Raw genomic sequence first — 11,707 nt, 5'->3', positions numbered from 1 at the left:
CCCCGGGGGCCGTTTCTGCGTCAGGAGGTTCGGGGGCACGCAGCCTACTCATCCGAAAGGTGTAGGCGAAGGCCGCCAAACATCATCCCAAGGAGCGGCGACCGGGCGAGGGACAATCCGTAGGGTAGAGGTAGGCCCAGCACCGTGGGCACCACAGCAATCTTAAGGACGCAGCCATGATTGAGGCACAAGGCCTGGCGAAGCGCTATGGCTCCAAGACAGCAGTGGATAACGTGTCATTCACGGTCCACCCCGGTAAGGTCACCGGCTTCCTCGGCCCCAATGGCGCCGGCAAGTCCACCACGATGCGGATGATCGTCGGGTTGGATAACCCATCCTCCGGCAACGTGACAGTCAACGGCCGGCGTTACGCCGAGCACCGGGCGCCCCTCCGCGAGGTCGGCGCCCTCCTGGACGCGAAAGCAGTCCACACCAAGCGCAGCGCCTACAACCACCTGCGAGCCATGGCAGCGACCCACGGCATCCCCAATAGCAGGGTCAAGGAAGTCATCGAAATGACCGGGCTGGGCCCCGTTGCCAAGAAGCGGGTCGGCGGCTTCTCCCTCGGCATGGGCCAGCGCCTCGGCATCGCCGCAGCGCTCCTGGGTGATCCCCACACTGTCATCCTCGATGAGCCAGTCAACGGACTGGACCCCGAGGGCGTCCAGTGGGTGCGCCACCTTGCCAAGGGGCTCGCCGCTGAAGGGCGCACAGTTTTCCTGTCCTCCCACTTGATGTCGGAGATGGCATTGACCGCCGACCACCTGATTGTGATTGGCCGCGGACGGATTATTGCCGACGCCCCCATCGAGCAAATCATCTCGGATCAGGGACAGGCGCGCACCCGGGTACGCACCGACAACCCAAGCGAACTCATCCGGGCGCTTGCCGGTGACGGTGTGACCTCGAAGCAGCTGGAGCCCGAGATGCTCGAGATCACCGGCGCCGACTCTCACCGGATCGCCCGCACCGCCCTGGACAACCGGGTGCTGGTCTACGAGCTCACACCGCTGCAGGCGTCCCTTGAAGAGGCGTACATGCAGCTCACCAACGATTCGGTCGAATACCACTCGGCCGATCTCCCGCAGGCAACCCAGGCCGCCGGCGTCGGGGAAGGAAACTAGCCATGTCTCACACAGCAGTCGCAGCGCCTACGCGCGGCACCACCCAGGGTAGTGGCGTGAACTTCATGCGGATCCTGAAGTCCGAATGGATCAAGTTGATCACGGTGCCCTCCACCGTGATCATGCTGTCGATCACGGTCATCGTGATGATTGGTCTGGCAGCTCTCTTTGCGTGGCAAACGACGGTTTTGCTCGATCTACAGGGAGACCCGGAGATGGCCGCCCAGATGCAGGGCGCCCCGGACGCCACCTCCATTACCAACACCATCCCGGGTTCGGGACTGATCTTTGGCCAACTGCTGATTGGGTCGCTGGGAGTCGTCCTGATCGCGTCTGAATGGGGCACCGGGATGATCCGCTCCACGATGGTGGCAGTGCCAAAACGTATTCCAGCACTCCTCGCCAAGCAGGCCGTGTTCGCAGTGGTGGCCTTCGTTGTTGGCGCCGGCTCAGCCCTGGTCAGCTACCTCATCGCACAACCTATCCTGACCCCGTCGGAACTCGAATTCGGACTCGGTGACGAGGGGGTGCTGATGCACATCATCAACACCGGTTCGGTGCTCGCCCTAATGGCTATCATCGCGATGTCGATTGGTACCCTACTGCGCAACACGGCCGGAGGCGTGGTCACCACGATCGGCCTACTCCTGATCCTGCCAATCCTGGTAGCCACGTTGCTGGCAGGGATCGCCGACTGGGTTCCCGACGCTGCTCGTTTCCTTCCCAGCAGCGCGGGGGAGCAGATGGTGGCCATTACCATCGCCGACGGCGCACTGAACCAGTGGCAGGGCGCGCTGGTACTGGGCGCCTGGGCCCTCGTACTGCTGGTTGCCTCCTTGCTGGTCACCAAGAAGCGGGACGTGTAACCCAGCGGGTCAACAGCGGATCGATAGGCTCACTCAATGAGTGAAAAAGCCTCGGTGGAGGGGGCGGCGGAGCGAACGGCCGCCGCCTCCTTCACTGAGCTCAATGCACGACGGCTAGGCCCGTTCCGGCGCTATTTCAGGAGCCACCCGCGGGTAACCGACGCGCTGATAGTAGTCCTCTACCTCGCCGCGAGCCTGCCACAGGCGATCGTCGGAACCGTGCTGGCCGATCGATGGTTGGCCTTGATCCCCGTCGTTGCAGCAGGGATCGTCCTCTTCTGGCGCCGGGACCGCCCACTGATTGTCCTTGGCATTTTGATGGCACTCGAATGGGCGAGCCTCATGGCCTCCGACGGTGAGGCGAGTGTCGGGTTTGGCGTCTGGTTTGCTCTGTACGCTGTGGCCGTCCAGCATCCCTTCCGCAGCGCCCTCTGGGCGCTCGCCGGAGCAGCACTGCTGACGATCACCCCCCTCTGGTTTGTCGACGCACTGTTTGTCGATGAGGCGCCATACCTCATCTGGATCGTGACCGGCTTTGTCCTCATGTGGTATTTCCTTGCCGTCGGATTTGGGGTTACCACCCGGAAGGATCGGGAGCATGAAACAGCCCTCCGCGACTGGGCCATCCGCAACGCCGAACTGGCGTCCGCCACCGAGCGCAACCGCATTGCCCGGGAGATGCACGACGTCGTCGCGCACTCCCTGTCGGTGATGATCGCCCTCTCCGACGGCGCCGCCGTCGTGATGAAGCGGGACCAGGACCGTGCCCGAGAGGTCCTCGATGAGCTCTCGACCAGCGGACGCACGGCCCTGGCCGACATGCGCCGGGTGCTCGGCGTCCTGCGGGAAAACCCCGACGCCGCACCCCGCGAACCCCTCCCAGCGGCCGGCTCGCTTTCCACACTGCTTGACGGCTTCCGGGCGGCGGGACTCTCCATCCGACTGGGACTCTCGGGTCCGGGATTGCCCGAGGACCCAGCCTTCCAGCTGACCATCTACCGGATTATTCAGGAATCCCTGACCAACGTCCTGCGGTACGGCAAGAGCGTCACGACTGTTGATGTAGCTATTGCGCGCACCGGAACCCTGGTCCGGGTGAGGGTGTCCGACGACGGCCGCGGCAGTATGGGGCCCGTGGTGTCGGTGGGTTCCGGGCAGGGGATCGCTGGAATGCAGGAGCGCGCCGCCATCTATTCGGGGACGGTTGATTGCGGTCCGGGCCCGGACGGCGGCTGGGTCGTGGACGCTCGACTGGTTATCCCCGAGGAGCAACAATCCACCAACAGGGGAGCACCAAGTGTCCGAAGTGCCTGAGGGGTTAGCGCTCAACGAGACAGCCGTGCCCGAAACGCTGGCCGGGGAGACCATCAGGGTCCTACTGGTTGACGACCAGCCGCTGCTGCGGATGGGGTTCCGGCTCATCCTCGAGGGTGAGGACGGGGTGGTCATCGTCGGTGAAGCGTCCAACGGCGCCGAAGGAGTGCGGATGGCGGCCGCCCTGAAGCCGGACGTCGTGTTGATGGACGTCAGAATGCCGATCATGGACGGGATCGAGGCAACCCGCCTGATCACCCAGTCTGGTTCGTGTTCACGCATCATCATCCTGACCACCTTTGACCTGGACGAGTACGCCTTCGCAGGCCTCCAGGCTGGAGCGTCCGCTTTCCTCCTGAAGGATGTGGGACCCGATGAGCTGGTGAATGCCGTCCGGGTGGTTGCCAGCGGAGACGCGGTTGTCGCTCCGCGGGTGACCCGCCGGCTCCTTGAAACCTACGTGCGATCGCTGCCACCCCTTGCGACTCCACGGCCCGTCGATCCATTGCTGGAGGACCTGACCCCCCGTGAACGGGAGGTTTTGGAGGCCATCGCCGAGGGACTCTCCAATGCGGAACTGGCCCACAAGTTCTTTCTCTCCGAAGCCACCGTGAAAACCCATGTGCGGCGGATTTTCACCAAGCTTCACCTCAGGGACCGGGTGCAGGCAGTTGTCTACGCCTACGAGTCGGGTCTGGTGGTCCCCAGCCAGGGACAGGACTACTGAGCTTGGTAGGCTCACTTCCATGACCGCCCTCCAGCACATCACCGATCTCGGCGCCTACATTGGTGCCTCACCCTCCAGCTTCCACGCCGCGGCTGAGGGCGCAGCCCGGCTGGAGGCCGCCGGGTTTGTCCGGTTGCAGGAAGCCGACACGTGGACAGCACGGGAGGGCAAATTCCTGGTGGTCCGTGATGGTGCCCTGATCGCCTGGGTAACCCCGGCCAACGCCACCCCCGTCACCGGGTTCCGCATCCTGGGCGCCCACACCGATTCGCCGGGCTTCAAACTGAAACCCAAGCCCACCACCGGTCGGCACGGCTGGCTTCAGGCGGGCGTCGAAGTCTACGGTGGCCCGCTGCTCAACTCCTGGCTGGATCGCGAGCTGGCGCTCGCGGGCAGGCTCGTCACCCACGACGGCGTCGAGCACCTGGTGTCCACGGCCCCCCTGCTGCGGTTCCCCCAACTCGCGATCCACCTCGATCGGGCAGTCAACGACGGACTCGCGCTGGACAAGCAACAGCATATGAATCCGGTCTGGGGAGTTGGCGACCCACGCGACGCCGACCTCCTCGCGCTTCTGGCCGACTCAGCAGGGATTGCCCCGGTGGACGTTGGCGGGTACGACGTCGTCGTCGCGGACACCCAGCCAGGCAGCGTCTTCGGCGCGGACGGTGCGTTCTTCGCCGCCGGTCGGCTGGATAACCTTTCTTCGGTGCACGCCGGACTGGTTGCCCTGATCGCGGCGGGTGCCACAGCGGCTCCGGATGGGCCGATCGCCGTTCTCGCCGCCTTTGACCACGAGGAGGTGGGCAGCGCCTCCCGCTCCGGGGCGAGTGGGCCCTTCCTTGAGGATGTACTGCACCGCATTTCGGGTGGGTTGGGAGCGGAGTCCGAGGAACGCCGGCGCGCGCTGGCCGCCTCGTTCTGCGTTTCAGCGGATGCCGGTCACGCGGTGCACCCCAACTATGCCGAACGCCACGATCCCGTGAACCGCCCCATCCTCGGTGGTGGCCCGCTGCTGAAAATCAACGCCAACCAGCGTTACACCACCGATGCCCCAGGCGCCGCATATTGGGCCCGGCTGTGCCGCGAAGCGCGGGTACCGTATCAGGAGTTTGTCTCCAACAACGTGATGCCCTGCGGCTCAACCATTGGTCCGCTGACCGCCACCCGGCTCGGGATCCGGACGATCGACGTCGGGACCCCACTGTTGTCCATGCACTCCGCCCGGGAACTGTGCGGCGTTGAAGATCCGCACCACCTGGCCACAGCCACCGAACTGTTCTTCACCTCCATCAGGTAGCGACGAAGCCGGGGACCGGTTATCCACACGCGGTTCGGTGGGCCGGCGAATCTCCGGTAACATTGGTAAGTCTGCGCTGGCACCGGCCCGAACTGGGAATCAGGTGTCAGGCAGGCCAACGCAAATAGAACCTCCTGTTACGGAAAGACCGTGACCGTTTAGCCCAGAGGAGGTGGGTTCACAAATGCGTGCATATGAATTGATGGTAATCATCGACCCCGATGTCGAGGAACGTACCGTTGAGCCTTCGCTCGAGAAGTTCCTGAATGTCGTCCGCAACGGCGGCGGCACCGTAGACAAGGTAGACCTGTGGGGACGTCGTCGCCTGGCCTACGAAATCAAGAAAAAGGCTGAGGGTTTCTACGCTGTAGTCAACTTCACCGCCACTCCAGCAATCGCTGCCGAGCTTGACCGCCAGCTGAGCCTCAACGAGACGATCATGCGTACCAAGATCATCCGTCCCGAGGAGCAGAAGGTTTCAGCCGAATAATTTCGGCTTAGCTTCACAGATTAGGACAGGCCCACCACAGTGGGCTGTGACAGTAGGAGGCACCATGGCAGGCGAGACACTAATTACGGTCGTCGGTAATCTCACCAGCGATCCCGAACTTCGTTTCACCCCGTCAGGCTCAGCAGTGGCAAATTTCACCATTGCGTCGACGCCGCGGACCTTCGACCGCCAGTCCAACGAGTGGAAGGACGGCGAAACGCTGTTCCTCCGTGCGTCGGTATGGCGTGAAGCGGCAGAGAACGTTGCGGAGACCCTGACCAAGGGAACCCGCGTCGTCGCTCAGGGCCGCCTCAAGTCACGCTCGTACGACACCAAAGAAGGCGAAAAGCGCACCGTCATGGAACTTGAGGTGGACGAGATTGGTCCATCCCTGCGCTACGCGTCAGCCAAGGTCACCCGCACCCAGCGCTCAGGCGGTGGCGGCGGTGGTGGTTTCGGCGGCAACAGCGGCGGGAACAGTGGCGGCGGAAACAACTCCAACTCAGGTTGGGGCGGCGGCCAGCAGGGTGGTCAGCAGGCGCAACAGCCAGCTGATGACCCATGGGGCGCACCCGCTGGGGGCAACTCCTCCGGAGGTAACTCCTCCGGTTGGGGCAACGGCCCGGATTCGTCCGAGCCTCCCTTCTAACCCTTCTTTACCGGCAGGACCGCTCCGCTGTTGGCAGCGGCCACCCGCCAAGTAGTTCCCATCCCGCAGAATCGTTCTGCGGGCTCCACCAGACATAAGGAGCACCACGATGGCAAAGGCTGAACTTCGTAAGCCCAAACCAAAGTCCAATCCCTTGAAGGCCGCTGACGTCACCGTCATCGACTACAAGGACGTAGCTTTGCTGCGTAAGTTCATTTCAGACCGCGGAAAGATCCGTGCACGCCGCGTTACCGGCGTCACCGTTCAGGAGCAGCGCAAAATTGCGCAGGCAATCAAGAATGCCCGTGAAGTTGCCCTCCTGCCGTACTCCGGCGCAGGCCGCGGTTAAGGAAAGGAACCCAACCCAATGGCAAAGCTCATTTTGACCCATGAAGTAACCGGTCTTGGTGCTGCAGGCGACATTGTCGAGGTAAAGAACGGTTACGCACGTAACTTTCTTCTGCCCCGCGGCTTCGCCCTCACCTGGACCAAGGGCGGCGAGAAGCAGGTCGAGTCGATCAAGGCTGCCCGCCTCGCTCGCGAGCACTCCACGCTCGAGGACGCCCAGAAGCAGGCAGCTGCTCTCTCCGCCAAGCCGGTCAAGCTGACCGTGAAGGCCGGTGAGTCCGGACGCCTGTTCGGCACCGTCAAGGCTGACGACGTTGCGAAGGCAGTCGAGGCCGCAGGCCTTGGCACCATCGACAAGCGCAAGGTAGAACTGCCCGCCCACATCAAGTCGGTTGGCACCTACCAGGCGAACGTCCGGCTGCATGACGATGTCGCAGCAGTTATCGACCTGAACGTTGTCGCCAGCTAGTTCCGGCACGCATCATTCAGGACGGCTCCAGGGGCTCCCGCTTACCGCGGGGGTCCCTTTTGTCGTCCTCGGTCGGCCCACCGGGTGGCACTCCGGCCTGTTCCAGCCCCAGGCCCTGCAGGTGCAGGGCGAAGGCGGGGCTGCTCATCAGCGCCTGCACCCGGTCCAGGGTGCTGACGCGTGGATCGCTCATGGCCGCCTGGTTGGCCGCGAGAGCCTGCCGGGTAGCCAGCACGCCGTCATCCTCATTCCCCGACTGCCCGGGCCCCAGCGGGCCGGCGACGACCGTTGGGTGGAGCCATGGTGCGTCGTGAGCCTGGCGGGTTTTCGAATCGGTAGGAAGTGATGCGGTCCGTTGCCCAGTCCCCGGCCGCGGCGCGGGATAGTCAATGTCAGCCCGACGGTGGTGCGATTCACCAGACGATCCGGGCGCCGGGCCGGAGGCCGGGTCTGCCCCTCGATCACGGCGACCCACGTAACTGATCAACCCGCCGGTCAGGAGGAGCGCTGTGAGCAGCACTGCGCTGATCAGCTGTAGTTCCATCGACCTGTTCCCTTCGCCCCGGGGTGGTGTCCACTCAAAGTATCGCACCGCTCGGGGTACATCGCTGGTGGAAGTATGCCGGAAGGGTCATATTTCAGGTGTGAGCGCGGCATGCGGGTGCGGTGACCGGTATATAGGCCGGTGGGACGTCGTTCTATCTGTGGTCCGACTCACACTGGTAACCCACAAAGCTGTGGATAGCTGGTGAATAACTCGTCCCGTAGGCGCTGTGGGAGCATCTGTCAACACGCAAGTAGTGGATGAACGTTGGGTGACTGAAACATTTACTCCACAGGTCCTGGAGGGTGTTTGGCCTTGTCAGAGACATATTGGGTGGATAAGTATTTAGTTATCCACACTGTTGTCCCCATCCTGTGCACAAGACACGCCGCGTAATCCACAGTCAATCCACAGGGCCTGTGGATTACTCGCTTGGCAGGATGGTGCTTCGGCACTACCGTTGCGGAGTATCCCAGACGCTAAAACTGTCCGTACCGGGTGATAAGACTCAGTTATCAGACCGGATACGACCACCCCCGACGATCCGTCGGAGTGGTTCCCGGGGTAGGTAACTGGAAGAGAGAGTGCAGCGGTGTCCCTCACGCGCGTTGATTCATCAGAGGACACCCGGTCCCCGGAGTTCACCCGAACCCCGCCTCAGGACCTGGTTGCTGAGCAGTCAGTTCTCGGCGGAATGATGCTGTCCAAGGACGCCATCGCCGACTGCGTCGAGGTACTGCGCGGGGTGGACTTCTATCGTCCGGCCCACGAAAGCATCTACGAGGCCGTGATTGATCTCTATGGCCGCGGGGAACCCGCCGACGCCGTCACCGTCTCCGATGAGCTGACAAAACGCGGCGAAATTTCCCGCATCGGAGGACCCGCCTACCTTCACACGCTGATCCAGTCAGTCCCGACGGCCGCGAACGCCGGATTCTACGCGGAGATTGTGCGGGAACGCGCAGTGCTGCGGCGGCTCGTGAATGCCGGGACCAAAATTGTGCAGCTGGGTTACTCCAACGACGGCGAGGTGGATGACATTGTCAACGCCGCCCAGGCCGAGGTGTATGCGGTGGCCGAGCGGCGAAGTGCCGAGGACTATGTCGCGCTGAAAGACATCATCGAAAGCACCGTCGACGAGATTGAATCGGCCGGACACCGCGGTGAGGGTATGACCGGGGTCCCGACCGGCTTTTTTGAACTGGATGAACTAACCCAGGGCCTCCATGGCGGACAGATGATTGTGGTGGCGGCGCGGCCCGCGATGGGTAAGTCGACCTTCGCCCTGGATTGGGCTCGCTCCGCAGCGATCAAGCACAACATGACCACCGTCTTCTTTTCCCTGGAAATGGGGCGCAACGAGATTGCCATGCGCCTGTTGTCAGCCGAAGCCACCATCGGGCTGCAGGACCTGCGCAAGGGCACGATCAAGGACGAACAGTGGGGCAAGATCGCCACCACCATGGGGCGGATGAACGATGCGCCGCTCTTCATCGATGACAGCCCCAATATGTCCCTGATGGAAATCAGGGCGAAGTGCCGGCGGCTTAAGCAGCGCCATGACCTGAAACTGGTGGTCCTCGACTACCTGCAGCTGATGTCATCGGGCAAGCGGGTCGAGTCGCGTCAGCAGGAGGTCTCCGAGTTCTCCCGTGCGCTGAAGCTGCTTGCCAAGGAGCTGAACGTACCGGTGGTGGCACTCTCCCAGCTGAACCGTGGCTCCGAGCAGCGCACCGACAAGCGCCCGATGGTTTCCGACCTTCGCGAGAGTGGTTCGATCGAGCAGGACGCCGACATGGTGATCCTCCTGCATCGCGATGACGTCTACGACAAGGAATCCCCCCGGGCCGGTGAGGCCGACGTGATCGTCGCCAAGCACCGTAACGGCCCCACCAAAACCATAGTGGTCGGGTTTCAGGGCCACTATTCCCGGTTCAACAACATGGCTGTGGACGGTGGCGGCGGCGGGTTCTGACCGGATTACCGGACCCTGGTGATCAGACCCGGCCGCCTGCCACCGGGCCGCGTGGTGACCAGACGCCGTCAAGGGCCTGGTTCACCTCGTCCAGCCGGCCCTGCAGGTGTTCCTGCACTGCCGGCGGGTGCGATTCCTGCCGGATAGCTGCAGCGACTCGCTGTAGCTGTTCGCGGACCGCCGGCTTGTCCTCATCAGCCGCGTGCCAGGCGACCTCCTGCAGCAGACTCAGGACCCGATCAACCACCGCCGGGTCGGAACTCCCGTAAAGCACTGGCTGGTCGAGGGTGATGTTCAGGAACGCGGCGAAGTCGGGGCGGTGGAGAATGACCCGAACCAACCCGTCGTCGTCGCGCAGTACGCGCTCTCCCAGCTCCCGCTGCGTGAGATCACACAACAGCGCTGAAGTGTGCCCAAGCACGTGGATCGCGGTTGTTGGGTCGTTGATGCCGGGCGATAAGGCCTTGGCCGCCACATCAATAAGCTGTCGGAACCCGAAGGCGACATCCTGCACCGCGGTCCGTTCGAATCCGTAGTTGAAAGCGGCTACCACGTCGTGGCGGAATGCCTTCAGTGCCTCATCATCCATACTCGGCTCCCCGCTGCGCGCCCAACCGACGGCCATGGGTACGCCTTTCACAAGGGACGAACCGACGCGGCAATCAACTCTCACGATCGCATGGTGCTTCACCGCTGCGGCAAGGATCCGTTCCTCATCAACCCCGGTCAGGAACCCGGACTTCGCCGCGACTATCAGGGCCGCGGAGTCTGGCGCTACCGGCAGCACCGGGCTTGCTGAACCCCGTCGATCGGGGAATACCCGTTCAACGGTCGCCGCCGTTTCGCCGTGGACCTTACGCATAATCGTTTCCACTCTGATTTCCCGGGCCAGATGGGCCAGGAAAAACACCAGCCCGATGACGCTGGCAATCGCAAGAAGGAAGGCGAAAGTCACCGCAATGTGTGGAACAAACGCTTCCTCGCCGTCCTCACCGGAACGAACTGTCCGCAGGACGGTCAGCGCATAGGCGAAGGTGCCCAGGAACAGGGCCAGCGTCGCGTGCACCACCCGGTCCCCGGTGAAGGTTCTCAGGAGCCGCGGAGAAAACTGGCTGCTGGCCAGTTGCAGCGTTACGACCGTCAGGGAGAAGGTCAATGACGTCGCAGTGATCAGCGAACCGGCCGTCGCCTCAAGGATGGCACGGCCAGCATCGGGACCACCGTTGATGAGGAGATAGGAAACCGCCGACGGCATGTCCTCGCCAATCGCGGCATCCAGGAGAGGGAGCCACACACCCAGTCCGATTGCCACCAGCACGGCAAAGACCGGCAGCGGCCAGAGCTGCGTGCGCAGGGCATCGCCCGCAGCGCGAAACTTATCGCCGATCCGGCTGGTTGGGCCTGAAGTCATAGCCATCGGCGGTAGGGCTCCTTGTTGGTGTTACAGGTACCTGCAAAGCGTAGACCAGGCCGCCGTGGATTACCGTGAGCAACCCCAAATTAGGCGGAACCCGTGATCTCAGCTCGCCGTGCCCGCACAATCTCAACAACTACCGTCGCCGGAAGGGGGTGTTCCGGCGTGAACCTGATCGTGCCGGTGGAAAGTGAATAGTCGCCGAGCCTTCCCCGGACCTGGTCGACTACTGCCGGTGAGAAGGGGTGGACCGCAAGGTGCCGGGCGCTGGCCGTGACACCGATCAGCGGTTTGCCCCCGACTTTCAATACAGGTATTCCGTAGCTCACCCCGGCGACGGCGTCGGGTGCCGCTGCGCGAGCGACAGCGATAAGCCGTTCCAGGCACTCACGCTCGGGTTGACCCAACGCCGCCACTGCCTCATCAAGTGAATCCATCGGTGTATCCGGCTAGCCGCCAGCCACGGACTGGATGATCATCACCTCGG

At 63.2% G+C, this 11,707-nt stretch carries 13 protein-coding genes; 10 read left to right on the top strand and 3 right to left on the bottom strand.

Annotated features, from left to right (window positions below; genetic code table 11):
• Positions 1–176: 176 nt before the first annotated feature.
• The 9 genes from K728_RS0101565 to rplI all read left to right on the top strand — a co-directional run bounded on the left by K728_RS0101565 (position 177) and on the right by rplI (position 7,287).
• Complete coding sequence (locus K728_RS0101565; RefSeq protein WP_019482090.1) at positions 177–1,124, top strand: ABC transporter ATP-binding protein; 948 nt, start codon at positions 177–179, stop codon at positions 1,122–1,124.
• Positions 1,125–1,126: 2 nt separating this feature from the next.
• On the top strand, positions 1,127–1,990 hold the full coding sequence (locus K728_RS0101560; protein ID WP_019482091.1) for an ABC transporter permease subunit: 864 nt from the start codon (positions 1,127–1,129) through the stop codon (positions 1,988–1,990).
• 36 nt (positions 1,991–2,026) lie between these two features.
• Entirely contained in the window at positions 2,027–3,304 is a 1,278-nt protein-coding gene (locus K728_RS0101555) for a sensor histidine kinase (RefSeq protein WP_024475641.1), read from the top strand.
• Positions 3,297–4,031, top strand: a complete 735-nt coding sequence (locus K728_RS0101550; RefSeq protein WP_443110901.1) for a response regulator — start codon at positions 3,297–3,299, stop codon at positions 4,029–4,031. The genes K728_RS0101555 and K728_RS0101550 overlap by 8 nt, the downstream gene beginning before the upstream one ends.
• A 19-nt stretch (positions 4,032–4,050) precedes the next feature.
• Complete coding sequence (locus K728_RS0101545) at positions 4,051–5,331, top strand: M18 family aminopeptidase (protein ID WP_024475639.1); 1,281 nt, start codon at positions 4,051–4,053, stop codon at positions 5,329–5,331.
• A gap of 184 nt (positions 5,332–5,515) precedes the next feature.
• Positions 5,516–5,821, top strand: a complete 306-nt coding sequence (rpsF, locus tag K728_RS0101540; RefSeq protein ID WP_019482095.1) for a 30S ribosomal protein S6 — start codon at positions 5,516–5,518, stop codon at positions 5,819–5,821.
• 64 nt (positions 5,822–5,885) lie between these two features.
• Positions 5,886–6,470, top strand: coding sequence for a single-stranded DNA-binding protein (locus K728_RS0101535; protein ID WP_019482096.1), 585 nt, complete (start codon positions 5,886–5,888; stop codon positions 6,468–6,470).
• 109 nt (positions 6,471–6,579) lie between these two features.
• Entirely contained in the window at positions 6,580–6,819 is a 240-nt protein-coding gene (gene rpsR / locus K728_RS0101530) for a 30S ribosomal protein S18 (RefSeq protein ID WP_005273147.1), read from the top strand.
• Between the two features lie 18 nt (positions 6,820–6,837).
• Complete coding sequence (gene rplI / locus K728_RS0101525; RefSeq protein ID WP_019482097.1) at positions 6,838–7,287, top strand: 50S ribosomal protein L9; 450 nt, start codon at positions 6,838–6,840, stop codon at positions 7,285–7,287.
• Between the two features lie 16 nt (positions 7,288–7,303).
• Here rplI and K728_RS0101520 read toward each other — a convergent pair whose 3' ends face one another.
• Positions 7,304–7,831 carry a hypothetical protein gene (locus K728_RS0101520; protein ID WP_024475638.1) on the bottom strand — a complete coding sequence of 176 codons (528 nt, stop codon included), beginning with the start codon at positions 7,829–7,831 and terminating at the stop codon, positions 7,304–7,306.
• Positions 7,832–8,423: 592 nt separating this feature from the next.
• On the opposite strand from K728_RS0101520, the gene dnaB reads away from it, so the two are divergent.
• A complete protein-coding gene (gene dnaB / locus K728_RS0101515; RefSeq protein WP_019482099.1) occupies positions 8,424–9,806 on the top strand; it encodes a replicative DNA helicase in 1,383 nt (460 codons plus the stop codon).
• A gap of 22 nt (positions 9,807–9,828) precedes the next feature.
• Here the strand turns inward: dnaB and K728_RS0101510 are convergent, their stop codons facing one another.
• Positions 9,829–11,217: a DUF2254 domain-containing protein gene (locus K728_RS0101510; protein ID WP_156808984.1), complete on the bottom strand. Its 1,389-nt coding sequence runs from the start codon at positions 11,215–11,217 to the stop codon at positions 9,829–9,831.
• Positions 11,218–11,306: 89 nt separating this feature from the next.
• Positions 11,307–11,657: an iron chaperone gene (locus K728_RS0101505; RefSeq protein WP_024475637.1), complete on the bottom strand. Its 351-nt coding sequence runs from the start codon at positions 11,655–11,657 to the stop codon at positions 11,307–11,309.
• Positions 11,658–11,707: the final 50 nt, after the last annotated feature.

It is taken from the genome of Arthrobacter sp. CAL618, from assembly GCF_000468215.1.
Lineage (GTDB): Bacteria > Actinomycetota > Actinomycetes > Actinomycetales > Micrococcaceae > Arthrobacter_D.
The sequence above is the reverse complement of the archived record's forward strand: the minus strand, read 5'-3'. Positions and strand labels throughout refer to the sequence as shown.

What these genes read in the sequence shown, in the direction of transcription:
- K728_RS0101565 (WP_019482090.1), top strand. Translation starts at nt 177, where the DNA reads ATGATTGAGGCACAAGGCCTGGCGAAGCGCTATGGCTCCAAGACAGCA.
- K728_RS0101560 (WP_019482091.1), top strand. Translation starts at nt 1,127, where the DNA reads ATGTCTCACACAGCAGTCGCAGCGCCTACGCGCGGCACCACCCAGGGT.
- K728_RS0101555 (WP_024475641.1), top strand. Translation starts at nt 2,027, where the DNA reads ATGAGTGAAAAAGCCTCGGTGGAGGGGGCGGCGGAGCGAACGGCCGCC.
- K728_RS0101545 (WP_024475639.1), top strand. Translation starts at nt 4,051, where the DNA reads ATGACCGCCCTCCAGCACATCACCGATCTCGGCGCCTACATTGGTGCC.
- rpsF (WP_019482095.1), top strand. Translation starts at nt 5,516, where the DNA reads ATGCGTGCATATGAATTGATGGTAATCATCGACCCCGATGTCGAGGAA.
- K728_RS0101535 (WP_019482096.1), top strand. Translation starts at nt 5,886, where the DNA reads ATGGCAGGCGAGACACTAATTACGGTCGTCGGTAATCTCACCAGCGAT.
- rpsR (WP_005273147.1), top strand. Translation starts at nt 6,580, where the DNA reads ATGGCAAAGGCTGAACTTCGTAAGCCCAAACCAAAGTCCAATCCCTTG.
- rplI (WP_019482097.1), top strand. Translation starts at nt 6,838, where the DNA reads ATGGCAAAGCTCATTTTGACCCATGAAGTAACCGGTCTTGGTGCTGCA.
- K728_RS0101520 (WP_024475638.1), bottom strand. Translation starts at nt 7,831, where the DNA reads ATGGAACTACAGCTGATCAGCGCAGTGCTGCTCACAGCGCTCCTCCTG.
- K728_RS0101510 (WP_156808984.1), bottom strand. Translation starts at nt 11,217, where the DNA reads ATGACTTCAGGCCCAACCAGCCGGATCGGCGATAAGTTTCGCGCTGCG.
- K728_RS0101505 (WP_024475637.1), bottom strand. Translation starts at nt 11,657, where the DNA reads ATGGATTCACTTGATGAGGCAGTGGCGGCGTTGGGTCAACCCGAGCGT.